General features: G+C 65.4%; 22 protein-coding genes. 10 read left to right on the top strand and 12 right to left on the bottom strand.

From position 1 onward, the window contains the following. Positions 1-97: 97 nt before the first annotated feature. A complete protein-coding gene (locus tag H8F01_RS08315) occupies positions 98-1,747 on the top strand; it encodes a serine hydrolase (protein ID WP_187058529.1) in 1,650 nt (549 codons plus the stop codon). Between the two features lie 146 nt (positions 1,748-1,893). On the opposite strand, the gene H8F01_RS08310 is transcribed toward H8F01_RS08315, so the two are convergent. Both H8F01_RS08310 and H8F01_RS08305 read right to left on the bottom strand, forming a co-directional pair. After that, complete coding sequence (locus tag H8F01_RS08310; protein ID WP_187058528.1) at positions 1,894-2,184, bottom strand: hypothetical protein; 291 nt, start codon at positions 2,182-2,184, stop codon at positions 1,894-1,896. Between the two features lie 34 nt (positions 2,185-2,218). Then, on the bottom strand, positions 2,219-2,653 hold the full coding sequence (locus H8F01_RS08305; protein WP_187058527.1) for an organic hydroperoxide resistance protein: 435 nt from the start codon (positions 2,651-2,653) through the stop codon (positions 2,219-2,221). 294 nt (positions 2,654-2,947) lie between these two features. On the opposite strand from H8F01_RS08305, the gene H8F01_RS08300 reads away from it, so the two are divergent. From H8F01_RS08300 to H8F01_RS08290, 3 genes are read left to right on the top strand one after another with little or no spacing between them, the layout of a single operon-like run. Beyond that, positions 2,948-3,490: a redoxin family protein gene (locus H8F01_RS08300; protein WP_187058526.1), complete on the top strand. Its 543-nt coding sequence runs from the start codon at positions 2,948-2,950 to the stop codon at positions 3,488-3,490. Positions 3,491-3,528: 38 nt separating this feature from the next. Next, on the top strand, positions 3,529-4,269 hold the full coding sequence (locus H8F01_RS08295) for a response regulator (protein ID WP_187058525.1): 741 nt from the start codon (positions 3,529-3,531) through the stop codon (positions 4,267-4,269). Continuing rightward, complete coding sequence (locus tag H8F01_RS08290; protein WP_187058524.1) at positions 4,266-5,585, top strand: sensor histidine kinase; 1,320 nt, start codon at positions 4,266-4,268, stop codon at positions 5,583-5,585. Before H8F01_RS08295 ends, H8F01_RS08290 begins: the two co-directional genes overlap by 4 nt. Before the next feature lie 874 nt (positions 5,586-6,459). Here the strand turns inward: H8F01_RS08290 and H8F01_RS08285 are convergent. The 5 genes from H8F01_RS08285 to H8F01_RS08265 all read right to left on the bottom strand — a co-directional run bounded on the left by H8F01_RS08285 (position 6,460) and on the right by H8F01_RS08265 (position 12,380). Further along, a complete protein-coding gene (locus H8F01_RS08285) occupies positions 6,460-7,851 on the bottom strand; it encodes a sensor histidine kinase (protein WP_187058523.1) in 1,392 nt (463 codons plus the stop codon). Next, positions 7,848-8,513: a response regulator gene (locus tag H8F01_RS08280; protein ID WP_187058522.1), complete on the bottom strand. Its 666-nt coding sequence runs from the start codon at positions 8,511-8,513 to the stop codon at positions 7,848-7,850. Before H8F01_RS08280 ends, H8F01_RS08285 begins: the two co-directional genes overlap by 4 nt. Before the next feature lie 159 nt (positions 8,514-8,672). Beyond that, entirely contained in the window at positions 8,673-9,389 is a 717-nt protein-coding gene (locus H8F01_RS08275) for a phosphatase PAP2 family protein (protein ID WP_187058521.1), read from the bottom strand. A 19-nt stretch (positions 9,390-9,408) separates the two neighbouring features. Continuing rightward, positions 9,409-11,718, bottom strand: a complete 2,310-nt coding sequence (locus H8F01_RS08270; RefSeq protein ID WP_187058520.1) for a TonB-dependent receptor — start codon at positions 11,716-11,718, stop codon at positions 9,409-9,411. 251 nt (positions 11,719-11,969) lie between these two features. Next, positions 11,970-12,380 (bottom strand): cupin domain-containing protein, encoded by a 411-nt coding sequence (locus H8F01_RS08265; protein ID WP_187058519.1) that lies wholly within the window; start codon positions 12,378-12,380, stop codon positions 11,970-11,972. A gap of 134 nt (positions 12,381-12,514) precedes the next feature. On the opposite strand from H8F01_RS08265, the gene H8F01_RS08260 reads away from it, so the two are divergent. Then, positions 12,515-13,597, top strand: coding sequence for an oxidoreductase (locus H8F01_RS08260; protein WP_187058518.1), 1,083 nt, complete (start codon positions 12,515-12,517; stop codon positions 13,595-13,597). 263 nt (positions 13,598-13,860) lie between these two features. Here H8F01_RS08260 and H8F01_RS08255 read toward each other — a convergent pair whose 3' ends face one another. Further along, positions 13,861-14,856 carry an aldo/keto reductase gene (locus H8F01_RS08255; RefSeq protein WP_187058517.1) on the bottom strand — a complete coding sequence of 332 codons (996 nt, stop codon included), beginning with the start codon at positions 14,854-14,856 and terminating at the stop codon, positions 13,861-13,863. Between the two features lie 125 nt (positions 14,857-14,981). On the opposite strand from H8F01_RS08255, the gene H8F01_RS08250 reads away from it, so the two are divergent. Continuing rightward, positions 14,982-15,881 (top strand): LysR family transcriptional regulator, encoded by a 900-nt coding sequence (locus H8F01_RS08250; RefSeq protein WP_187058516.1) that lies wholly within the window; start codon positions 14,982-14,984, stop codon positions 15,879-15,881. 25 nt (positions 15,882-15,906) lie between these two features. Here the strand turns inward: H8F01_RS08250 and H8F01_RS08245 are convergent, their stop codons facing one another. Further along, a complete protein-coding gene (locus H8F01_RS08245) occupies positions 15,907-17,949 on the bottom strand; it encodes an amidohydrolase family protein (RefSeq protein WP_187058515.1) in 2,043 nt (680 codons plus the stop codon). Positions 17,950-18,180: 231 nt separating this feature from the next. Between H8F01_RS08245 and H8F01_RS08240 the strand changes: the two genes are divergently transcribed. Beyond that, positions 18,181-18,549: a hypothetical protein gene (locus H8F01_RS08240; RefSeq protein WP_187058514.1), complete on the top strand. Its 369-nt coding sequence runs from the start codon at positions 18,181-18,183 to the stop codon at positions 18,547-18,549. 21 nt (positions 18,550-18,570) lie between these two features. Here the strand turns inward: H8F01_RS08240 and H8F01_RS08235 are convergent, their stop codons facing one another. Together H8F01_RS08235 and H8F01_RS08230 are read right to left on the bottom strand one after the other, a co-directional pair. Next, positions 18,571-19,323, bottom strand: a complete 753-nt coding sequence (locus tag H8F01_RS08235; RefSeq protein WP_187058513.1) for a glutathione S-transferase family protein — start codon at positions 19,321-19,323, stop codon at positions 18,571-18,573. 62 nt (positions 19,324-19,385) lie between these two features. Further along, on the bottom strand, positions 19,386-19,802 hold the full coding sequence (locus H8F01_RS08230) for an acyl-CoA thioesterase (protein ID WP_187058512.1): 417 nt from the start codon (positions 19,800-19,802) through the stop codon (positions 19,386-19,388). Between the two features lie 60 nt (positions 19,803-19,862). Between H8F01_RS08230 and H8F01_RS08225 the strand changes: the two genes are divergently transcribed. The 3 genes from H8F01_RS08225 (at position 19,863) to H8F01_RS08215 (ending at position 23,599) form a co-directional block, all read left to right on the top strand. Next, positions 19,863-20,216, top strand: a complete 354-nt coding sequence (locus tag H8F01_RS08225) for an SMR family transporter (RefSeq protein WP_187058511.1) — start codon at positions 19,863-19,865, stop codon at positions 20,214-20,216. Continuing rightward, complete coding sequence (gene mdtI, locus H8F01_RS08220) at positions 20,206-20,538, top strand: multidrug/spermidine efflux SMR transporter subunit MdtI (RefSeq protein ID WP_187058510.1); 333 nt, start codon at positions 20,206-20,208, stop codon at positions 20,536-20,538. Before H8F01_RS08225 ends, mdtI begins: the two co-directional genes overlap by 11 nt. A 724-nt stretch (positions 20,539-21,262) precedes the next feature. After that, positions 21,263-23,599: a S9 family peptidase gene (locus tag H8F01_RS08215; protein ID WP_187058509.1), complete on the top strand. Its 2,337-nt coding sequence runs from the start codon at positions 21,263-21,265 to the stop codon at positions 23,597-23,599. Positions 23,600-23,722: 123 nt separating this feature from the next. On the opposite strand, the gene H8F01_RS08210 is transcribed toward H8F01_RS08215, so the two are convergent. After that, complete coding sequence (locus H8F01_RS08210; RefSeq protein ID WP_187058508.1) at positions 23,723-24,934, bottom strand: ABC transporter permease; 1,212 nt, start codon at positions 24,932-24,934, stop codon at positions 23,723-23,725. Positions 24,935-24,939: the final 5 nt, after the last annotated feature.

The following is a 24,939-nucleotide window of genomic DNA, read 5'->3' as shown; positions in this document are numbered from 1 at the left end:
GACAGGATGACGTAGGGTTGTGTGTACACTCGCGCGGTTCGTCACGCTTGAGTGTTCCATTCATCCGCTGGTCGATCCGTCGCGCGAAGGAGTTCCGATGAAAAGGATGTGGCTTGCTTTGGGCCTGTCGTTTGCCACCGCATGCGCGGCTGCCGATGCATCGCTGCTGCCGCAGCGCGTTGATGAAGCCGCACGGCAATACATCCAGGCCGGCGAATACCCCGTGCTCGTCATCGGTGTGGTCGATGGCGATCGCAGCGCGGTCTATGCGTACGGCAAGCTGGACAATGGCCAGAAGCCTGCGGGGGACACGGCCTTCGAGATCGGCTCGATCACCAAGACCTTCACGGCGACCTTGCTGGCGCAGCAAGTGACGGAAGGGAAGCTGCAGCTGGATACGCCGGTCGCTTCGCTGCTGCCTGGGTTCACCATTCCATCGCGTGATGGCAAGCAGATCACGCTGGGCAACCTGGCGTCCCAGAACTCCGGGCTGCCGCGCTTGCCCGGCAACCTTCGTGTCGCTGGCGGCAAGGATCCGTATGCGGACTACGATGCCGACAAGCTGAAGGCCTTCCTGGCTTCCTACACGCTGCCGCGCGATCCCGGTGCCAGCTACGAGTACTCCAACCTTGGGGTGGGCCTGCTCGGTTATGCGCTCGGCGTGCATGCGGGCACCGATTACGCCAAGCTGCTGCAGGAGCAACTGCTCAAGCCGCTGGGCATGACGCACAGCACGGCCGACCTCGATGCCGCCATCCGCGCCGGTCTTGCGCGCGGCCACGACAGTGCAGGCCAGACCACGCCGAACTGGCATATCGGCGTGCTGGGCGGCGCAGGCGCCATCGTCAGCACCGCCGACGACATGCTGCGTTACCTCAAGGCCAACATGGGCGTGGTGAAGACTCCCTTGTATCCCGCCATGGAACTGGCGCAGAAGCCGGCAGCCGCCGGACCTAAAGCTAGCGCACGTCTGGGTCTGGTCTGGATGATTCATCACATCAATGGCGGTGACCTGATCGAGCACGGCGGCATGACCGGCGGTTTCGCCAGCTATGTGGGTTTTACTGCCGATCGCAGACATGGGGTGGTAGTGCTCACGAACCGCGCCCTGGAGGTCGGCGAGCTGGGCCAAGCCGTGCTGCAGCCTGAAGCGCCACTCACGCCGCCGCACAAACAGGTGGCGATGTCTACTAAGCAGCTGGACGAGTACGCGGGCGGCTACGTGCTTCATCCCGGCTTTGTTCTTACTGTGTTCCGCAAGGACGACCAGTTGATGGCGCAGGCAACTGGGCAGAGCGCATTTCCCGTGTTTCCCGAGGCGAAGGATGAGTTCTTCGCTAACTCGTCCGACATCAGCCTGAGCTTCACGCGCGATGACCATGGCAAGGTTAGTGGCATGGTGCTGCATCAGCATGGCGACTATCCGGCACCTCGACTCGCCAGCGGATCGCTTCCCACGTCCGAGGGAAAAACCGTGGAGCTCGATGCCACCACTCTGTCTAGCTACGCCGGCCACTACCAGCTGTCGCCCAAGGCGGTGGTGACAATCGCAGCGAGAGATGGGCAGGCCTTCATCCAGCTCACTGGCCAGCCGGAGTTTCCCATCTATGCCAGTGCGCGCGACAAGTTCTTCCTGCGCGTGGTGGATGCGAAGGTCGACTTCGAGCGCGATGCACAAGGCAAGGTCAATGCGTTGGTGATCCACCAGAACAACACCGACCATCGCGCGCCGCGCGTGGCGGAGTAGGCGCGGCTGACACAACTACCGTTCGCTTCCCATTCGTCATCCCCGCCTTCGCGGGGATGACGGTCAAGCGCACGTTTAGCCGCCCCAGGTACCGCATGACGTCACCCGCCCGGAATCCAGGGCTTCACGTCAATCAGGCGAACGACTCAACGCTGCTCCTGCGGAGCGAGTTGCGACGGATAGTCGATGTCCCAGTCGGGCCGGCCGGTGGGCCGGTGGTCGGTGATGCGCGGCAGCACCGAGGTCTGCCATGGCCGCGCACGTCGCGCACCCTCCATGGGCAGCACCTCACTGGCCAATGTCGGCAGGGAGCCATCGTGTTCGGTGGTTCGCGCTTGCGGCTCGGGCGAACGAAGGTCGGCGGCGTTACCGGCGTTGGCCGCGGCGACAAGGCCCAGGGCGAAGGCGGCAACGAAGATGGTGCGGGTGCGTTTCATGGACAGTACCTCGATGCGGTGTCGCGCTCGCCGGTCAGGCGAGCGTGATGGTGACGTTGATGTTCCCGCGCGTCGCCTTGGAGTAAGGGCAGGTCTGGTGGGCAGCGTCGATCAGCTGCTGGGCGGTGGCGCGATCCAGGCCAGGCAGCGACACCAGCAGGCGGGCCTGCAGGAAGTAACCGTCGGCATCCAGGCCCAGGTCGATCTCCGCGCTCACGGCCGTGGCGAGGGGAAAGTCGATCCTGGCGGCGCGGGCGGCATGGCGCATGGCGCCGGTGAAACAGGCGGACCAGCCGGCGCCGAACAGCTGCTCCGGGTTCGTGCCCGGCAGGTTGGAACCGGGGGTGGAGAGCTTGACGTCGAGCTGGCCGTCGTCGCTGACGGCACGGCCTTCGCGGCCGCCGGCGGTGGTGGTGTAGCCGGTGTAGAGGATGTTCGAAGCGGACACGGTGTTGTTGGTAGCGGACATGGTGCAGTCTCCTGAAGTGGGGTGGTCATGGCCGTGGATCAGCCGGTGTGCCTAGGAGACGCCCGCCGCGTATCGGTGATGTGTCGAGTCCGCTGCCCGATGGCATCGAAACGTGTCACCCGGACGGGTGGATACATTCGGATACATTCCGGGCTACCGTCGTCCCTTCCGGGCCCGGCGCACGGATACAAAGCGATACAAAAAGCCGGGGGCGAGGACACGCCCGGTACAAGACACCTTGCTCCAATGCATCTGTCGGTGGCGCCCGTGCCGCCCATGCCTGGAGAATCCGCCATGAAATTCCTGAAACTCGTTGCCGCCACCGCGACCTTCACGGCCGCCCTGTTTGCCGCCTGGCCCGGCGGCTGGCTCGACGCCCATGCCCAGACCCCGCGGTCCGACACGCCGGCGCCCGATTTCGAGGGCGCCACGCGCTGGCTCAACTCCTCGCCGCTGTCCACGCAGCAGCTGCGTGGCAAGGTGGTGCTGGTGGAGTTCTGGACGCGCGAATGCATCAACTGCCTGCACGTGCTGCCCCACACCAAGGCGCTGTACGACCGCTATGCCAACGACGGGCTGGTGGTGGTGGGCGTGCACACGCCCGAGTACGACGAAGAACGCGACGTGACCAGCCTGAAGCAGGCCATCAGCACGCTGGGCATCCGTTATCCGGTAGCCATGGATAACGACAACCGGATCTGGAACGCCTGGGGCAACCGCTTCTGGCCTGCCATCTACCTGATCGATCGCGAGGGTCACGTGGTCTATCGCCATGTCGGCGAGGGAGACTACGATCAGACGGAAGCAAAGGTCCGCGAGCTGCTAGGCAAGGCATGACAGCGTTGACCACGGCCGGTACCACCACTGGAGAAAGCATGGAACACGTCGACCATATCCTGGTCGTGGATGACGACCACGGCATCCGCACCGGCATCGTGGATTACCTGCGCAAGAATGGCCTGCGCGCCAGCGGCGCCGCCGAGGGTCGCGAGATGTTCGCGCAGCTCGACACCTCGGCGTTCGACCTGGTGGTGCTGGACATCATGATGCCGGGCGACGACGGGCTGGTACTGTGCCGCACGCTGCGCGCCGGCAAGCACAAGCACGTGCCGGTAGTGCTGCTCACCGCGCGCGATGACGAGACCGACCGCATCATCGGCCTGGAGATGGGCGCGGACGACTACGTCACCAAGCCGTTCTCGCCGCGCGAGCTGCTGGCGCGCATCAAGGCGGTGATCCGCCGCACGCGCATGTTGCCGCCGAACCTGCGCGTCACCGAAACCAGTGATGTCATTGCGTTTGGCCGCTGGCGGCTGGATACCACAGCGCGCCACCTGCTCGACGACGATGGCACGGTGGTGTCGCTCAGCGGCGCGGAGTTCCGCCTGCTGCGCGTGTTCCTCGATCATCCCCAGCGCGTACTGTCGCGCGACCAGCTGCTCAACCTCACGCAGGGACGCGACGCCGAACTGTTCGATCGCTCCATCGACCTGATGGTCAGTCGCCTGCGCCAGCGCCTGCAGGACGGTGCACGCGAGCAGACCTACATCAAGACGGTGCGCAGCGAAGGCTACGTGTTCTCCATGCCGGTGATCCTCAACGGCGACCAGCCATGAGTGCCATCGCCCCGGTCACCGCCAGTCGCTGGCTGCCGCGCAGCATGGCGTCGCGGCTGTACCTGATCATCTTTGCCGGGCTGATGCTGGCGCAGGGCCTGTCGTTCGCGCTGCTCTACATGGAGCGCACGCAGTCCGCCACGGCGGTGATGTTCAACACGCTGGAACACGACGTGGGCACGTCGGTGTCGGTGATCGACCGCCTGCCTGCCGCGGAGCGTTCGCGCTGGCTGAACCGGCTGGAGCGCGACAACTACTTCTACATCCTTGGCCCCGGCGAGCCCGGCAACCAGCTGGCCACGCAGCGCTCGCGCGACGTGCTGGCCCTGATCGCCAAGGAAGTGGGGCCGGACTATCGCGTCTACGGCAACACCATTTCCACGTCGCCCGAGCGTTATCAGGTGCACTTCACCCTGCACGATGGCTCCCCGCTGACGCTGCAGATCACGCCGCACATGAAGCCGCTGGCCGCCTGGCTGCCCTTCGTGTTCACCCTGCAGGTGATCCTGCTGCTGGTGTGCACCTGGCTGGCGGTGAGGCTGGCCACGCGGCCGCTCACCACGCTTGCCGAAGCCGCGGACGCGATGACGCCCACCGCGAACGGCCCGCGCGTGGCGCAGGATGGCCCCACCGAAGTAGCGCGTGCGGCGAAGGCCTTCAACACCATGCAGGACCGCATCGCCCGCCATCTGAAGGAGCGCCTGCATATTCTGGCCGCCATCTCTCACGACCTGCAGACGCCGATCACCCGCATGCGCCTGCGCGTCGAAGCGCTGGATGAATCGCCCGAACAGCAACGCATCCTGGACGACCTGAAGGAACTGCAACACCTGGTGAAGGAAGGCGTGGCCTATGCGCGCAGCGCCCACGGCGATGCCGAGAAGCCGGTGAAGATGGACGTGGGAGCGTTCCTGGAAAGCCTGGTATTCGATTACCAGGACGTTGGCCAGCCGGTGAGCATGACCGGCAAGGCCGATATCACCGCCACCTTGCGCCCGCAGGCCCTGCGGCGTGTACTCGTGAACCTTATCGATAACGCCATCAAGTACGGCGGTTCGGCGGAAGTGGCGCTTCAGCGCGGCGATGCGAATGCACTGCGCATCATCGTCGCCGACCGTGGCCCCGGCATTCCCGAGGGCGAGCTTGAGCAGGTGCTGCAACCGTTCTATCGGCTTGAATCCTCGCGCAACCGCGACACCGGCGGTGCTGGCTTGGGGCTGGCCATTGGCGCGCAGCTGATCGCGTCGATTGGTGGGCAGCTGAAGCTGGAGAATCGCGAGGGTGGTGGTTTGCAGGCGGTGATTACGTTGGCGTGAGTGGGTGGTCCTGGCCTGGGTCAGTAGAGCCCAAGCTTGCGCGGGGCGAGGTCGTGATTACGGCGAAGACCGGGATCTAGTGACTTTGCTCTGGGCCTTTGGTCTCGGGCGTTTCCGCGAGCGGGCCGCTTACGCCGCGGAGGCGTTTCGACCTTCTGCCGAAGGCCGAGTCACTTTTCTTTGCTGGCCCAAAGAAAAGTAACCCAAAGAAATGGCCTTAAAGGCTGGCAGCATGCCGGTGGGATAAGCCCGAACGGCTGAGGAACGTTGTTGCTTTGCAACCTTCGCCTCTACACAGCGGGTACTTCCAAGCGCTTCGCAACGCGCCGATGCGAAGAGGACTTAACGCGGAGCGTCGTGCCGCTGCGCGGCACATCCTTCCTTGCCACTCGGGTGTTCACGTTGAACATCCCCTGTCGCTCGTCCTCTCCCGTTCGGGAGAGGACTGGGGTGAGCACTGAGGCGAGAAAGAAACGGGCTTCACACGGTGCGATCCCCCCCTGTAGGAGCGCACCTTGTGCGCGACCGCAGCGTCGTGTCGATACCGCTCTGTCAGGCTGTCGCGCACAGGGTGCGCTCCTACAGACAAGCCACGCCGGCAAGCGATATGCCATTGCGGCGTGACGCGATGTGCAGCGCAGCTGCACGAGCCTTCAGCTCGACGCCGAAAAGTGACCCGGACCGCGGCAGCGGTTCGGAAGCCCGCCGCAGGCGGCTAGATTGAGGTATCGCCAGATCTGAGAATCGACAGTCTGGATGACCGTGCCTTCGGCCGTTGAAGAGGACCTCCAGCCCTCGCTCCCTTTAGTGGGGCGCGCCGGAATGACGTGTCGTACTTCTCACCCCCTTGCCATCGAGACGGATCGCGACGCAGCTAAGGACACAACAAGGGAATCGACACCCGCACCCTAAGCCCCCGCCCCAGCGGCGAATCAAGCAGCTCGATGGAAGCGCGGTGCAAGGTGGCAGCACGCGCGACGATGGAAAGGCCCAGGCCATAGCCTTCGCCGCGGCTGCCGGCTTCCCGATGGAAACGGGCGAACACGGCATGTCGGCGTTCGGTCGGAATGCCCGGGCCGTCGTCGATCACTTCCAGCGTGGCGTCCTGTCGGCCCTGTGCGATGGCGAGCTGGATGCGGCCGCCGGCGGGTACGTAGCGCAGCGAGTTTTCCAGCAGGTTGCGCAGCAGTGCGATGAGCGCCGGTGCATAGCCCTGCACCAGTACCTGGCCGTCCTGCTGCGCGAAGCCGAGTTCGACGCCGCGACGCTGGATGACGGGAGTCAGTTCCTTCACCACGCCGCCTGCCACGTCCATGAGGTCGACAGCTTCGAAGCGGGTGGACGCCGCGCCGGCTTCCATCCTGGCCAGGGTGAGCAACTGCTCCACGCGCCGGCTCAGCGTGGCGACGCTGTGGTGTGCACCGGCCAGGCTGTCCTGGATCTCGTCGGGGTCGACGGTTTCCATGGCGCTTTCGAGGTTGAGCAGGATGGAGGCCAGCGGCGTGCGGAGTTCGTGCGCGACATCGGCACTGAAGCGTCGCTCGCGTTCCAGTGCGTCTTCCTGGCGCACCAGCTGTTCGTTGAGCGCGCCGAGCACGGGGCGAAGTTCGCGCGGCGCGTGGGGCAGCTCGATACGCTCACGGCTGCCGGGTTCGCGTGCGGACAAGGCCGTGGTCAGGCTGGCCAGCGGGCGCAATCCGCGACCCACCGCCCAGCCCACCAGCAGCGCGAGCACGGGCAGGCCGAGCAGGAAGGGCACGCCGTGGTCCACCCACAGCGTGTACACGATGTTCTCGCGGCTGTCGTAGCGGTCGGCCGTGCGGATGACGTACTGGCTCTGCGGGTCCACGTAGTTGAAGACGCGCCACACGTGGTGCTGCTTCTTCAGGTCGTGGTAGGCGGAGCGGTCGTCTGGCGTCGCCGGCAGGGTCATCAGGTTCACGGTGCCGAGCACCAGCTTGCCGTCCCGGTCGAACACCTGGAAACCCACCTCCGACTCGTGCGTGGCGACTTCGCCCATGGCGGCCAGCACGCTTTTCTTCTGTACCGGCACGATCACGCCATCGTGGTTGGCAAAGGCCTGCAGGCCGGACTGGCGGATCAGCGCGGCCACGGTGTGCGCTGCTTCGGCGAGGCGCGCATCGGAGAGCACCGCCATCTCGTCGCTGGTGCGGTAGAAGCTGTAGAACGCGAGTGGCAGCAGGAACAGCAGCAGTAGCGCGATGATCATCCAGCGCAGGCGCCCGCGCAGGCTGGTGGGTTTCACCGGGCGTCCCGCGGAATCATGTAGCCGAACGCGCGTACGTTCTGGATGGTGTCGAAACTCAGCTTGCGGCGCAGTGAGTGCACCAGCACGTCGATGGCGCCGCCGGTCACCACCTTCTCGCCACCGTACAGCGAACTTTCCAGCGTATCGCGGCGTACGACGCGGCCGGCGCGTTCCATCAGCGCCTGCAGCAAGGAGAGCTCGCGCCGGGTGAGGTCCACCCTGTTGCCACGGAAGGTGACTTCGAGCGAACCCAGGTCCAGGCACAGTGCGCCGGCCTCGATGCGGTTGGCGGCCAGCCCCTGCATGCGACGGGTGAGCGAGCGGATGCGCGCGCCCAGTTCGTCGAGGTGGAACGGCTTGGTGAGGTAATCGTCGGCGCCGGCGTCCAGTCCGTGCACGCGCGCCTGTACCGCATCGCGCGCGGTGAGGATGAGCACCGGCGTGCGGATGTTTTCGCTGCGCGCTTCGGTGAGGATGTCCAGCCCGTCCTTGCCCGGAAGGCCAAGGTCGAGCAGCACCAGATCTGCCGCCGTGGCCTGCATGGTGGCGATGGCCTGGCTGCCGTCGGTGAGCCACGTCACCGTGTACGACAGCCGCTGCAGCACACGCTGGATGGCCGCGCCCAGCTCCAGATCGTCTTCCACCAGGATGATGTGCACCTTGCTCCCCTCAGTACGCGAACGGCATGCCGCGGAAGGCCCGGGCCCACCGTCCATTGTCTTTCCGTTTTGTTACCGTCCGGGGAAAAAGAGGCCCATCCGTGGGCGTGCTCCAGGCAAGACGCAAGAGGGATCGGGGGCCGGGTGACCCCCGGGGGCTTACGGCGTCTTCGGAGCCAAACCGGCAGCGCGCAGTTCATCGCGGGCCGCCGCCAGGTCGTGTTGCATGGCGGGCGAGGCGAGCATGTCGGTGGCCAGGGCCTGTCCGAATTGGCGTCCCGCATAGATGTCCTGCAGGGTATGCACGCCCTTCACCACACGGCGCCAACCGATATCGCGGGCGTGCTGCATCAGCGCGTCGGCGTCCTGCGGGAACAGCTGGGTCAGCAGCACGGCGTCCACCGTGGCGCGGCTGGAGTGGCCGCTCGGGTAGCCGAAGCTTTTCTTCGCTGCCTTTTCCGGGTTGCTGGCGCAATCGGAGGCCGGCGGGCAGGGTCGGGGACGCTTCCAGTGGTTCTTGGAGCGGTCCACCGCGTCCTTGGTTTCCTGCTCGGCTTCCTTGAACAGGGCGGCCACGTGCGGAAGCTTGTCCGCCTGGAAGCCCTTGCCGATCACCGGGGCAAAGTCGAACGCGTTGAATTTTTCTTCCCGCCTGGCCTGGTCGAAGTCAGCCGCCGAACGGTCCGCAAAGGCGCGGTCCGTGGCGGCGTAGTCGGCCTTGTCTTCCGCGCTGCCCGGCGCACTGGGCGCGGGCAGGGCGGCCATGACGGCGCTGACCTGTGCATCGCTCAGGTAGGTGCCGGCGGCGTGCTTGTCGCTGGCCACAGCCAGCGACGGGACGATCAACAGCAGGGTGAGGAACGCATGCCTGAACATCAACGTAGGTTCCCTCGCCTCAGAGTGCCAGCGACAGCGAGGCGAACCAGCTGCGGCCCGGCAGCACGTAGTACGAACCCACGTTGCCGCTTACCGAGTTGATCACCAGGTTGTGCGCGTCGAACAGGTTGTCCACCTGCAGGCGCACCTTGTAGCTCTTGATCACCGAGCCGGTGAGGTTCTGGCCGTAGCCCACGCTCATGGCCGCCTGCCAGTAACCGCCGGTGCTGATGGTGGAGGTCACCGAGGAGGCCACATCCGGGTTGAAGCTGGAGTTGTAGGCCTTCTGGCTGCCCGAGTACTTGTCGTAAAGCGACGCGAAGAAACCTTCGTTCTCGTACATCACGCCGAGCGCGGCAGTGCGGTCGGGCACGTTCGGCATGTCGAGGCTGGAGCCCTTGAAATAGGCATCCTGGAACGATGCGTTGGCGAACACGCTGGTGCCGGCGGCCACGTAGTAGGTCGCCTCGCCTTCGATGCCCTTGATGTACGCGCCCTTGGCCAGGTAGTACACCGGATCGGTGGTGCCCGGCACGTTGGTGGAGAACTGGTAGTTCTTGTAGTTGATGAAATACACGTCGGCATCCGCATTGAAGCGTTCGGTCTTGTAGACCGTGCCGAACTGGTAGTTCATCGTCTGCGTGGGATGCGTGTTGTTCGCCGTGGGATCGGGCACGTAGAACTGGTTGAGGTTCGGCGTGAGGAAGCCCTGCGCGGCCTGGGCATAGATGCTCCAGTCGTCGCGCAGCATGTAGTTGGCAGTGAGGTAACCCAGCGTCTTGTCCCAGCTCTGCTTGTAGTAAAGCGGGGTCTTGGTGGTCTGGTTGATCGGCGCCTGGATGTCGCGGCTGACGTCGAAGTACTTCACGCCCGGGGTGATGCTCAGGCCGTCATAGGCGTACCACTGGTACTCGGCGTACAGCTGGCCGGTGTGCAGCTGGTCCGTCATCGTGTACTTGTACGGGCCGCTGTACACGCCCTTGCTGTTGAACGTACCGAAGGTGGATGCACCCGGCTTCACGTCGACGGCGCCGCCGCGACCGTAGTCGATGGCGATGCTGCTGCGGTTGTTATCGGTGTATTCGTACCAGCCGCCAGTGCGGAACTCGCCGTGGTCATCCGCGTGCACCAGCTGGAACGTGTCGCCCCAGGCGCGGTAGTTGTTGATCTTCACGTAGCCGCCCATGTTGGTAGGCGACGCCTTGGTACCCACGTACGGGCTCTCGTGGCTGGTGTTGTCGTAGGCGTACGTGTAGACCTTGTTGTCCAGCGACCAGGTCTCCGACAGCAGGCTGTGCACGCCCAGGTATTCCAGGTCGGTCTGCTTGGTCTGGTAGTTGTAGCAGGCGCAGTTGGTGCTGGTGCGGTCGTCGTTCAGGCCGAAATTGCGGCCCAGCTGGTCGATCTGCTGCAGCGTCAGCGAACTCAGGTTCGGGTTGTTGAAGCGGATGGTGTTGTAGTTGCTGAGGAAGGTGATCTCGGTGCTGCTGCCGATCGGCTGCACGTACTTGATGTAGCCGGTCTTGCGCGACATGTCGCCGTCGGTCTTGGCGGTGTCGGTGCTGATGTACTGCCCGCTGGCGATGAACTTGCCGCCACCGAGGTCATCGAGCTTGCCCGAGTTCACTTCCAGGTGGGTCAGCGAGGTGTCGTAGCTGCCAAAGCTCTGCGTGGGGATGAACGAGAAGCTGTCGGTCGGGTCCTTCGAGCTCAGCGCCACGGTGCCGCCAAAGGTCGCCTCGCCGATGGTGCTGGCGTTGCCCGGGCCGCGATCGATCAGCACCTGGCCGAGCATCTTGGCCGGGAAATAGCTGCTGGTGTGGTGGCTGAAGTCGTTGGTGTCACCGAACGGGATGCCGTCATAGGTGACGTTGTACTGGTTGTCGTTGAAGCCGCGCAGCGTCATCTGCTTGGATTCGCCCAGGCCCGGGCCAGCCGTGCTCACGTTCGTCACGCCCGGCGCAATCGCGGCGATGGTGGCGTAGTCGGCGGTGGGCGCCACGTGGTTGCTGATCCAGTCCAGGCCGATCACCGACTGCGGCTGGGTGATGTTGAGGTCGGCCTGCGTCGGCGCCTGGGTGATGGCGGACTGGGCGGCGGTGCCCTGCACTTCGACTTCTTCCAGCTGCTTGGGCGCCTTCAGCGCGTTGGCGTTGGCCCGGGACGCCGAGGCGTCTGCCGGTGAGCTGGTGGCAGTGGCATCGTTGTCGCCGGCGTAGGCCGGCATGGCGAGCGCCAGGCCGGCGACCAGCGCGAAGGCAATGGCGCCGGAAAGAGGACGCAAAACGGGGTGCGACGCCTGGATGCGCCGGCTGGAGGCAATGGACATGGTTGGATAGGCAGTGGCTGGAGTCAGCGCACTAGCCTGGGTTCGCCATTTGACAGTTCTGTTTCATGGCGGTGATGCGCGCTTGCGGATTGCTTAGCGGGGTCTTAGACAGCCCTGCGCCTTCTAAGACGATGCTAAGGCGAGCCGTGGAAAAGGGGGCTTGGGTCTGCCGCCGGCCTTCTTGCCCCACGCCAATCCCTGGTCGCGAGAGGGAGTGGCGTATCCATCGCGACCCAACGGGGGAGGTGGCGTTATTTCACCGGCTCGGCCAGCGGCTTGCCCTTGTCGACGATCCAGGTGGACAGCGCCAGGCCGCCATCGCTGTCGGGGGCGGCGACCAGGTTGTGCACGGCGCCGCGCGGATTGAAGAAGTGGTCGCCCGCTTTCAGCACCAGATCGGGCTTGTCGCGCGTCTTCAGCACCAGGTTGCCCTTGAGCACATAGCCCGATTCATCGCCGTCATGCTTGTGCCAGCCGGAAGCGCCACCGGCAGGGATCTCCGCCGTGCCCAGCACGATCGACGTGCCCGGTACGCCACTCTGCTCGTGCTGGTCGATGATGGTCCGCTTGACCTGCGCAGGCGCCGCGGCCGGCGTGTTCTGTGCATGCGCCAGGGGTGTGCCTGCAAGCAAGGCGAGAAACACCAGCAGACGAATCGACATGGCAGCACTCCTGACACAGGCGAGGCCTGCGATGGTGCGCGCGATGGCGTCATGGGCGCGCGAAGCCGCTGCGGACGGCGTGCCGGCGGGCATGGCCTATCATGACGGTTCCCCGCCTGAATCCGGATGTTGTCATGAACGATTCCACCGCACCCTTGCGCGTTGCGCTGGTCGGCTATGGTTTTGCCGGCAAGACTTTCCACGCGCCGTTGATCCGCAGCGTGCCGGGGTTGGCGCTGACCACGGTGGTGTCGCGCGATGCCGGCAAGGTGCATGCGGACCTGCCCGATGTCGAGGTGGTGGCCGATGTGCAGGCCGCGCTGGCCGACCCCGCGCTGGATATCGTGGTGATCGCCTCACCCAACGACACCCACGCGCCGCTGGCGCGTGCAGCGATGGAGGCGGGCAAGCATGTGGTGGTGGACAAGCCCTTCGCCCTCGACCTGATGCAGGCGCGAGAGCTGGCTGCCATCGCGGACCGGCAGCAGCGCGTGTTGTCGGTGTTCCAGAACCGGCGCTGGGATACCGACTTCCTCGGCGTGCGCCAGGCCATGGCGCAAGGTGTGCTGGGCGAGGTTACGCATTTTGAATCGCATATCGACCGCTACCGTCCCCAGGTGCGTGCCCGCTGGCGCGAGCAGGCCGGTGCCGGCAGCGGCCTGTGGTACGACCTTGGCCCGCACCTGGTGGATCAGGCGCTGTGCCTGTTCGGCCTGCCGGACCGTGTGTGGGCAAGCCTGGCGATCCAGCGCGAAGGCGGTGAATCCACCGACTGGGCTCACGTGGTGCTGGAGTACGGCGCCCGGCGCGTGATCCTGCATGCGTCCATGCTGGTGGCCGGGGGCAGCCCGCGCTTCATCGTGCACGGCACGCAGGGCAGCCTCGTCAAGGCGAGGATCGACCCGCAGGAGACCCAGCTGATTGGCGGCCTGCGGCCGGGGCAGGAAGGCTGGGGTGTCGATCCCGATCCGCTGGTGCTGCACGACGGCCACGGCAAGGTCACGCAGGTCCCCGCGCCCCAGGGTGACCAGCGTCGCTACTACGCGATGTTCCGCGACGCGGTGCTGGGGCGCTCCGCCAATCCGGTGACGCCCGCGCAGGCGATCACCGTGATGGCCGTGATCGAGGCGGCCATGGCGTCGGCAAGCAGCGGGCAGGCACAGGAGTTGCTGCTCGATGCGGCCGAACGCCAGGCATGGCAGGCCGCATCGACCTGATAGACGTCCGCGTTGATGGATTCGTGATGTGGACGCTGGCCGCGCGGTCCGTGGCGGGATCAAGGGCACAAAAAAAAGGCCCCCTTTCGGGGGCCTCATGGATCGGCTCTAGGGGGGCGACCGATCCCTGGGGTGCCGGGGTTCGTGGAAACCGCCGGCCTGAGTAGATTGCCTCGCCGTCAAAAAAAACGATGTAAGCGAAAACCTACTCGAGCAGTAAGAAAGCAGAGTGGCGCTTGTCAGGCGCATTCGGTGAGGTGCATTTACTTGTTCACCATCTGCATCATCGGTCCGGCGTAACGCGCGCCGGCGGCGGCATCCGGCGGGAAGATCGCGTCGATGGCTTCGAGCTCGCCGGTGGTCAAGGTCACATCCATGGCGCCCAGGTTTTCATCCAGGCGTGCGCGGCGGCGCGTGCCCGGTATGGCGAACACGTCCTTGCCCTGTGCCAGCACCCAGGCCAGTGCCAGTTGCGCGGGCGTGCAGCCCTTGTCGGCGGCGATGGCCTTCACCTTGTCCACCAACGCCAGGTTGCGGAAGAAGTTGTCACCCTGGAAGCGCGGGCTCGAGCGGCGGTAGTCGTCGGCCTCGAAGTCGTCCGGCGTGCGGAACGCGCCGGTGAGGAAGCCGCGGCCCAGCGGCGAGTACGCCACGATGCTGGTGCCGGTCTGTGCGCAGGATTCCACCATGCCGTTTTCCTGCGGGTCACGCGTCCACAGCGAGAACTCCACCTGCAGTGCCGCGATGGGATGCACCTTGGCCGCGCGTTCCAGCGTGGCGCCGGAGGCTTCGGACAGGCCCAGGTAGCGCACCTTGCCGGCCTTCACCAGGTCGGCCATGGCGCCCACGGTCTCCTCGATGGGCACGCTGGTGTCCACGCGGTGCTGGTAGTACAGGTCGATATGGTCGGTACCCAGGCGCTTGAGGCTGGCGTCCACCGAGGCGCGCACATATTCGGGGCGACCGTTCACGCCGCGCTTCGACGGGTCGTTCGGGTCGCGCACGATGCCGAATTTGGTGGCGATGAAGGCCTGCTCACGGCGGCCCTGGATGGCCTTGCCCACCAGCACTTCGTTGGTATGCGGGCCGTACACATCGGCGGTGTCGAGGAAGTTGAAGCCGCGCTCCAGCGCGTGGTGGATGGTGGCGATGGATTCGGCTTCGTCGCGGTCGCTTCCGTAGAAGTCGCTCATGCCCATGCAGCCGAGGCCGAGGGCGGAGACGGAGGGACCATTCTTGCCGAGCTGTCGCATGTGCATGGGAATTCCTTGGACGGGGTGGGAGAAGTCAGGCCGAGAATTCTTCGTCATGACAGGCTTGCGATAAATGCTCAATAATCGCCATCTCTGTTGATGGAATCGCCAACAATCGGGGTGCCTGTTCCATGGATCGTCTGCAAGCCATGCGGGTGTTCACGCGCATCGTCGAGCTGGGCAGCTTCACCCGGGCCGCCGATGACCTCAGCCTGCCGCGCGCCACGCTGACCCACACCATCAAGCGGCTGGAGGAGCGGCTGGGTGCCCATCTGCTCCAGCGCACCACCCGGCGCGTGCGACCCACCCGGGATGGCGAGGTGTACTACAACCACTGTGTTCGCCTGCTGACGGACCTGGACGCGGTGGAAGCCGACTTCCGCGAGGCGGCCATGGTGCCCAAGGGGCGGCTGCGCATCGACCTGGCGTCGTCGCTGGCGCGCACCGTGCTGATCCCCGCGCTGCCGGCCTTCGTGGCGCGCTACCCGCAGATCGAGCTGGATATCGGCACCAGCGATCGCTTCATCGACCTTGTCCAGGAAGGCGTGGATTGCGTGCTGCGTGCCGGTGACCTGCCCGATTCCACCATGGTGGGTCGTCGCGTGGCGAACCTGTCGCAGGCCACGGTGGCCAGCCCCGCTTACGTGAAACGGCATGGCCTGCCGCAGACGCTGGCCGACCTGCAGGACGGACACGTGGCGGTGAACTGGGCCTCGCCCACCACGCGGCGCACCACGCCGCTGGAGTTCATGGTGGGCAGGCGCATGCGCGAAGTGAACCTGCCGGCGCCGATCACCATCAGCGGCACGGAGGCCTATCTCGCCTGTTGCGAGGCGGGCCTGGGCATTGCGCAGTTTCCGCGTTACCGCGTGGAGAGCGAACTGAAGTGCGGCGCGCTGATCGAACTGCTGCCCTCCATGCCGCCGCCTTCCTTCCCGATCAGCGTGCTGTACCCGTCGCAGCGGCAACTGCCGCTGCGACTGCGTGTGTTCATCGACTGGATGGTCGAAGTGATGGGCGCCCTGCACTGAACCTCGCCGGCAAGGCGCGCCTTCATCACTCTTCCCACGCCGGCCGCTTGCTGATGCCGCCCTCGCTGCGCAGCGCGGTGGCATCCATCAGCTTTCCGTCCATCATCACCACCTCGGTGTGGCGCAGGTCGCCGATGTTCACCGCAGGGTTGCCCTCCACCAGCACCAGGTCCGCCGCCTTTCCGGTCTGGATGCTGCCGGTACGCGCATCGACACCGACCAGGTGCGCGGTGCCGATGGTGGCGCTGGCGAGCGCCTCGGCGTTGGTAAAGCCGGCCTGCACGTAAAGCTCCAGTTCGCGCACCAGCTCCATGCCGGTGCCGTCGGTACCGGCCACGATGGGCACGCCGGCCTTGTGCATCGCGCCGACCAGCGCCTGCAGCTTGGCGAAGCTGGCGCGGTAATCGGCGCGCGTCAGATCCTTGGGTACGGTGAAGCCGCCCTGGCGGAAGCCGCGTTCCACGGCGGGCGGCAGCGTGCCGACGAACGGCGCGTAGGACGGCGAGAGATCGCCGTTCTCCGGCACATACAGGCTTTCGGCGATCACCAGCGTGGGATCCGAAGTGATCTGATGCTGCGCCATGGTGGCGATCAGCGATTTCATCGGCTCCTTGTCGAGGTCGACGTTGCGCGCGTAACGCCCCGGCCCCTCGAAGCGCGCCATGCCGTTGGATACCTTCACCACGTCATCGGGCATGGCCTGCATCATCACGAAGTAGATATGCGTGATCTCGTCGTAGCCATCGTCGATGGCTTCCTTCGGGCGCATGCCTGCCGGCAGGTGGCCGTGCACGTGCAGGCCCTGCTTGTGCGCTTCGGCCGCGGTGGCCTTCACCCAGTCCGGATTGAACGTGCCGTAGAGCTTGATGGCGCCGAAGCCGTCGGCCTTCGCCTTGTCGGTCAGCTTGATGGCTTCGTCCTGCGAGGTGGCCACCGTGGCGACCTGCGCCGTGTTCGGGCCCTTGCCGTCGATCAGCATGGACGGATACACGTGCGGGCCCAGCAACTCACCCCTGGCGCGACGTTGCGCACGGGAAAGGGTCTGCGCGTTGTCATTGCCCGGATCACGCACCGAGGTAATGCCGAGCGACAACAGCATCGGGCCGCTGGCATCGTCGGGCACGTGCTGGTGTGCGTCCCACAGGCCGGGCACCAGCGTCTTGCCGTTGCCGTCGATCACCTGCGCGTTCTTCGGTACCTGCACCGTGGCGGCGTCGCCGACGGCGGTGATCACGCCCTTGTCGACCACGATGGTCTGGTTGTCGGCAAAGCGGTTGCCGTCGAGGAAGGCGCGCACGTGGGTGAATGCCACCGGCCCGGCCGGTGTCTTCTCCAGCTTGGGCACGATGGCCCTGGCGTGTTGCGCCAGTGCCTCGGTCTGGATCTTCTCCAGCATGGGCAGCGCGGACTCGTAACCTTCCGGCAACCACGACAGGCCGTAGATGAAGCCGAAGAAATGGCCCTTCGCGTCCACCCAGACCGGCACCGGCGTGTTGCTGAGCCCGCTGACCGCGTAGGCAGTGACCACTTGTTTCTTCGCGCCATCGCCAACAGTGGCCGTGGTGAGTTTCTCGGCGTGGGCCTTGCCGCCCGGCAGCAGGGTGAGTGTCTTGTCCGGCGTGGCGAGCAGCTTCTCCACCATGTCGGCGTTGAGGTCGAACGGGCCGCCGAAGGCGACGTACTCGGCAGGGGCTGCATAAGGCGCCGAGCCCGAATCGACCGGGCTTTTCCAGCTGGCGGTGCCATCCTTCACATGGAAGGTTTCGCCGGCGTCACCGTTGGGCGTGTGGCCGCGCACCACCACGTGCTGCAGCATGCCGTCGCTGCCCAGCGTGGCGCTGCTGTCCACTTCGGTGACCATGCCGCGCAGCAACAGGCTGTCGCGGCCCATGTGCGTGCCATCGGCGGTCACCCATCGTGCCGAGGTGCCGTGCTTGCCGGCGGGGGAGAGAATGCTGAAGCGCTGGGCGTTGGCCGGCGGTGTCGCCAGCGCATCGGTGGAAGCGGGAGTGTCTGCGAAACAGGGCAGGGCCAGGCAGAGGGCGAACGCGACGAGCGGGGCACGCATGGGAAAGCCTCCGGGTGGGTTCGCGGCGGAGTATGGCCGCGGTTCGGCGCCCGCCATAGTGCCGACGGTGGGGTGTCGGACGGACTAGACCCGCTTGCCGGGCAAGTTCCTCAAGTTGGCGTAAGCCATGCCGATAACCGAGCCATACGGCGCCGACGTGGCGGCGTATACCCCTGCCGTGGCGGCTTGCGCCGCGGTGCTGTCGTACTGCCGGATGAGATCAGTTTCCACATGACCGCACACAAGCCACTCGTGAAGGGCAATCGCGTGGATTGGAACGACCCGCGCCTGCAGGCGCTGCTGCGTCGGTCGGAGAACTGGAAGCTCGACAACCGCGGCAGTTACGCCCCCAAGGAAGTGCAGATCCACCTCGGCTGGGGCGCCACCTCGGCACGCCAGGCCGTGCTGGTGTGGGAACGGGACCAGGTGATGATGCTGGAAACCCGCTTCGCCATTCCGCTCGGAGAGCACGTGCGCGTGGATGAGCCGCAGGGCGAAACCCTGCGCACGGTGTGGGGCATCGTGGCCGAAGGCCGCGAGGGCTTCCGCGCGGAAGACCGCGAGAACGGCGTGCACCTGCACTGGCTGCACCTGCGCTGAGGCGACACCCTCCGCGAGCGCCTACTCCATGCGCGCGAGGCCTTTGCGCGGCGTGTGTGAACCCATGGTCCATGAGGTCAGCGGTGCCCCGGCGGCCTGCAGCGCGGCGCGCTGCTCGGTAACCGGCAGGCGCAGCGCCGTTTCTTCCCAATGGCCCAGTTGCTGGAACACCGGCAGCGATTGCGTGCGGTCCACCAGCTGCGCCGTACGCGGCCAGCGTTCGGCATCGATGGTGTAGCGCACGAAGGATGCCGTGCGGAAGTACGAGGCGATGCTGATGTCCGCGATGGAAAGCTCGCCGAACGCGAAACCCTCAGCGGGCAACTGGCTTTCCAGGTAATCGATGGCGGCGGGAATTTCCACGTTGCGCGCGCGCTCCACCACGGCCTCGTCGGTCTCCTCGTGGAACACGCGGCGCAGGATGGCCTTCTGGTAGAACAGCTTCCACACCAGCACGTTTGCCAGGTGGGTATCGCAGTATTCCTCCAGCCAGCGTGCCTTCGCGCGTTGCGCGACGTCGGCGGGATAGAGCGACGGCGCGGGAAAGCGATCTTCCAGGTACTGGCAGATCACCGATGAGTCGTTGAGCACCAGCTCGCCTTCGATCAGCACCGGAATACGTCGCAGCGGGCTCAGCTCGCTGAAGCGGTCGTCGCCGACGAAGGGCGTGATCGGGTCGATGTCGTACGCCAGCCCTTTCAGTTCCATGCACGCCAGCACCTTGCGTACATAGGGCGAGATGTAATTGCCGACGATGGTGAAACGAGGCGACATGGCGTAACCCTCTGGCCGGAGAATCGCTGCGACGCCTGGGTGCGCCGCAGCGGATGACCACCTTAGCCGATGACGGTGGGCAGCGCCGGCACCGTGGCGGGCGTGCCGTTGGAATCGAGCGCGACCATCACGAAACGGCCGGTGGTGCACACGCGGCGATCGCCGGTCAGCGGATCTTCGGCGGTCAGTTCCACTTCCACCGTCATCGAGCTGTGGCCCACGTGCACGATGCGCGCGACCAGTTCGGCCAGCTGGCCCTTGCGCACGGGCACGCGGAAATTCACTTCCTCCGAGCGCGCGGTGACCACCGTGCGACGGGCATGGCGCGAGGCCACGATGAAGGCCGCCTTGTCCATCCAGGCCAGCGCCTGGCCACCGAACAGCGTACCGAGGTGATTGGTGTGGTCGGGAAACACCATCTCGAGCAGGCGTGCTTCCGGCAACGAGGTGGCGACAGGGGCGGGATTGGGTGGATTCATGGCGGTACCGGGGAGGGCGAGGGTAGGATGGCGTCGCAATCGCGGGGCAAGGAGACCCACATGCGCTACTGGTTATTCATGGCGGTCGCTATTGTCACCGAAGTGGCCGGCACATTGGCGATGAAGTACGGCACGCACCACGGCTCGCACGCGCAGGGCCTGGCGGTGATGTACGTGATGCTGGTGCTGTCGTACACCAGCCTTGCGCTGGCGGTGAAGCGCATTCCGCTGGCGGTGGCCTATGGTGCATGGGAGAGCCTGGGCCTGGTGCTGATCACCGTATGCAGCGCGTGGTTGTTCGCCGAAGTGCTGTCGCCGGTGAAGCTGGTGGCCATCGCGCTGATCATCGCGGGCATCGTGTTGCTGGAGCGCGGCACTGACGAGGCACCGAAGGAGGACGGCCGTGCTTCCTGATTTCGAGCCGATCCACCTGCTCTATCTCTCCATCGCCATCGTGCTGGAGATCGGCGCGAACGTGCTGATGAAGCAGTCCCACGGGTTCGCCTACAAGCGTCCGGCGGTGGCGGCGATTGTGTGCGCGCTGGCGGCATTCACGGCGCTGAGTTACGCCATTCGCGGCATACAGCTTTCCGTGGCCTACGGTATCTGGGGCGGGGTGGGGCTGGTGGCGACGACGGTGTTGGGGATGACGTTGTTCGGGGAGCGGTTGCGGGTTTCGGGCTGGGTGGGGTTGGGGTTGATCATGCTGGGGGTGGGGTTGTTGAAGTTTGCTTAGGTCGAGCTTCGCCTGGGTTGGATGCGTGTGTTCGCCTTGCCGCTTCGATCTCGTCATCCCTGCGCACTTCGTAAAAGAGGCAAGGGCCGGGATCCAGTCTCGACAGTGATCGGCTATTGCCCCGACGCTTCATTCTTTTGACCGTCATCCCAGCGGAAGCTGGGATCCAGTGCCTTGGCTCTGGCCTTCGGTATGCGGTGATTCCGCCAGCTTGCCGCTTACGCAGCGGGGGCGTTTCGACCTCCTGCCGGAGGCCGAGTCACTTTTCTTTGCTGGCCCAAAGAAAAGTAACCCAAAGAAATGGCCTTAAAGGCTGGCAGCATTCCCTCGGGAGAAGCCCGAACGGCTGAGGAACGTTGCTGCGTGGCGACCTCCGCCTCTACCAAGCGGGTACCTCGAAGCGCTTCGCAACGCGCCGATGCGCTGAGGACTTAAAGCGGAACGTCGCTGCGCTCCTTCATTGCGATCAGATGGATGTGCGATGCACACCACTTCTCCCTCTCCCCTCCGGGGAGAGGGCCGGGGTGAGGGGTCAATCTTGCCTCACCACCCGCTATTGCTCATTCACCACCCCAGACTTGCCTGAGAACCCCCCGGACCGACGCACCACGCCTTCCCCTCAGTACCAATGGCAGGGGTCCCCCATCCCGTATGACACTAGGATGAAAGATTCGGCGCCGGAACTCGTGCGCGCCGCAACACCGCGATTGACTGGGGAGTAGGCATGACCTTGAACACACGCAGCGCGCGCCTGGCTGGCGCGTTGGCGCTTGGCGCGCTTTCGATGGGTGCGGCGGCGCAGGGGCGTACCCTGACCAACGATGATTACGCGCGGGCAGAGCGCTACGTGGGTTACAACGTGACGCCGCTGGTGGATCACGCGGTGCAGACCGTGACCTGGCAGGACGACACGCACTTCTGGTATCGCGACCACGACGCCACCGGTGATCACTACCTGCGTTTCGATACCGCGACGGGCAAGGCCGAGCCGGCGTTTGACCACGCGAAGCTCGCTGCCGCGCTCAGCAAGGCGCTGGACAAGCCGGTCAGCGCGACCAAGCTGGGTATCACTACCTTCACGACCGCGGCCGATGGCCGCCTCGATGTCAGCCTGAAGGGCAAGCATTACCTGTGCGACACCAAGGGCAAGGCTGCCTGCACCGCCGGCCGCGACGAGAATGCGGATGGCGTCGGCAAGGAGCCGGTGGTGCTTTCGCCGGACAAGCGCAGCGAGGCCTTCGTGCGCGACTGGAACCTGTGGGTGCGCGATGTCGCCACCGGCAAGGAGACTCAGCTCACTCTTGATGGCGTGGAGAATTACGGCTACGCCACCGACAACGCAGGCTGGAAGCACACCAACAAGGCCATCCTGGTGTGGTCGCCGGATTCGAAGCGCATCGCCACGTTCCAGCAGGACCAGCGCAAGACCGGTGACATGGTGCTGGTCGGCACCAACGTCGGGCATCCGAAGGTGGAGAAGTGGAAGTATCCGCTGGTCGGCGACAAGGACGTGACGATGATTGAACGCGTCATCGTCGACGTGGACGCCCGCAAGGTGTTGCGCCTGAAGATGGAGCCGGACCAGCACCGCTCCACCCTGTGCGACGACGTGAGCTGCGGCCGCGACGGTGGCTGGGATGACGTGCAGTGGGCGCCGGATGCGAGCTCGCTGGCCTTCGTGTCGTCGTCGCGCGATCACAAGCAGGCATGGTTCCGCGTGGCGGACATCCATACCGGCGAGGTGCGCACGGTATTCGACGAAAGCGTGCCGACCTATTACGAAAGCGGCAACGGCAAGGTGAACTGGCAGTACCTGCCGGCCAGCCATGAAGTGGTGTGGTTCAGCGAGCGCAACAACTGGGGCAACCTGTACCTGTACGACCTGGACAGCGGCAAGCTCAAGCACGCCATCACCACCGGCGAAGGCAATGTCACCGAAGTGCTCAAGGTGGATGCAACCTCGCGCACGCTGTGGTTCCGCGGCGTGGGTCGCGAGCACGGCGTGGATCCGTACTACCAGCAGTTCTACAAGGTGAGCCTGGATGGCGGCGCACCGACGTTGCTGGCGCCGGAGCCGGCCGACCATACGGTGACCCTATCGCCGGATGGACGTCTGTTTGCCGATGCCTGGTCCACGCCGACCACGCCGTCGGTCACCGTGCTGCGCAGCATGCAGGACGGTCACGTGGTGAGCACCATCGCGAAGGCCGATATCTCGCGCCTGCTTGCCACCGGCTGGAAAGCCCCCGAGCCGTTCACGGTGAAGGGACGCGACGGCAAGACCGACCTGTACGGCCTGATGTTCAAGCCGACGCATTTCGACCCGTCGAAGAAGTACCCGGTTATCGACTACATCTACCCCGGCCCGCAGACCGGCTCGGTGGGATCGCGCAGTTTTGCCCCGGCACGCGTGGACCATCAGGCGCTGGCCGAACTGGGCTTCATCGTGGTGGCCATCGACGGCATGGGCACGCCATGGCGCTCCAAGGCCTTCCATGACGCGTACTTCGCCAACATCGGCGACAACACGTTGCCGGACCAGGTCATCGGCCTGAAGGAACTGGGCAAGCGTTATTCGTGGATCGACATGGATCGCGTCGGCATCTGGGGTCATTCCGGCGGCGGCAACGCCACCGTGACCGCGATGTTCCGTGACGCCGATCTGTTCAAGGTGGGCATTGCCGAAAGCGGCAACCACGACAACCGCAACTACGAAGACGACTGGGCGGAGAAGTGGCAGGGCCTGCTGGTGGCCGGCAAGGACGGCAAGAGCAACTACGACGACCAGGCCAACCAGAACCATGCCGCCGGCCTCAAGGGCCACCTGCTGCTGGCGCACGGCACCATGGACGACAACGTGCCGCCCTACGAAACCTTGCTGGTGGTGGATGCATTGATCAAGGCGAACAAGGATTTCGACCTGCTGCTGATTCCCAACGCACGCCACGGCTACGGTGCGGCCAGCAATTACATGATGCGCAAGCGGTGGGATTACTTCGTGCGCAATCTCGCGGGCGATGTCCCGCCGCGGGAGTATGAGATGAAGCCACCGAAGGATTGATGGGGTAGGGCACCGCTGTTTCGGCGCCATCCCGGCACTTTGCACCCTCTCCCCGTCGGGGAGAGGGTGCGTGGGAAAGCCGCAAGGCGTGCTGACCGCCTCTCGCTTCCGCAACCTTTCTTCTCACCCCCTCGTCGCCACCACCGGTGGCACCCCGCTTGCCCTCAGCGCCGGCCCCAACACGGCTCCCTGCCCCAGCATCCACAAGGCCACCGCCCCCACGGGCACGTAAAACCAGGGCAGCCGTTGCAGCGCGTAGTGCTCCATCAAGAACACATTGAGCCCATACGCCAGCACCACACCCAGCATCACGCCAGCGCCGACGATCACGAAGTTCTCCGTCTGGAAATAGCGCAGGATGTCTCGCCGCGTCGCGCCCACGGCGCGACGAATGCCGATGGAGCGTCGCCTCTGCTGCACCCAGAAACTCGCGAGGCCGGTAATGCCGGCTGCGGTGACCAGCAACAGCCCCAGCGCCGCGGCCAGCAGCAAGGAGATCATGGTGCGATCACGGCGGAAGTAGTCATCGCGTAGCTGAGTGAACGTCTGTGGCTTGCGCAGCACGCGGTTGCCGTCGAGTTGAGCGAGCACACGCTGCGCGTCGGCGAGCACGCGTTCGCGCTCACGCGGCGCCGTGCGCATCACGTAGGTGATGTTGGCGGTGTCGGGCAGCATGGGAAACAGCGTGGCGTAGCCGCTGGCTTCCGATTCATCCAGCGTGGGACGCAGCAGGTGATCCACCACGCCGACGATGCGGATGGGGCCATCACCAGGATAGATCACGTTGCCCAGCGCGTTGCCGCCGGGAAACAGCTTCGCTGCCAGAGACTGCGTGATGATGGTCGAAGGCACGTGATTGATGCCGGCCCAGTCGTGCTTTGCATCCAGCGGAATGTATTCCTCCGGCAGGAACGGGCGGCCGGCGACCAGGTGCATGCCCAGTGTGCGCATCTCATCCTGTGTGCCGCTGTAGGCCGTGGCCGTGGTCAGCGCCGGACCGTTGGGCAGCAGCGATACGCCGTTGCTCCAGTTGTTGCCGCTGAACGGAACCGAATCCACGGCCGCCGCCGACACCACACCAGGGATGTTTCGAAGTGCGGCCAGGTCGACATCGTGCCTGGCGAGCGCGTTGGTGGATTCGTCCACGCTGATGCTCTCGATCAACACCAGTTCGTTCTCCGCCACGCCACTGGGCAGCTGCATCTGTGCGAGGCGATGGCCAATGATGGAGGCGACGTTGCAGACGATGGCGCAGGTCAGTGCCACCTGCGTCACCAACAGGCCGACGGTGAGCTTGTGGCGCATCAGGCTGGCGATCAACGGGGAGTGCGACATGGCGG

Origin of the sequence: Dyella telluris (assembly GCF_014297575.1) — a bacterium.
Taxonomy (GTDB): domain Bacteria; phylum Pseudomonadota; class Gammaproteobacteria; order Xanthomonadales; family Rhodanobacteraceae; genus Dyella; species Dyella telluris.
Note: the sequence above shows the minus strand (reverse complement) of the source record. Positions and strands in the feature narration are given on the sequence as shown.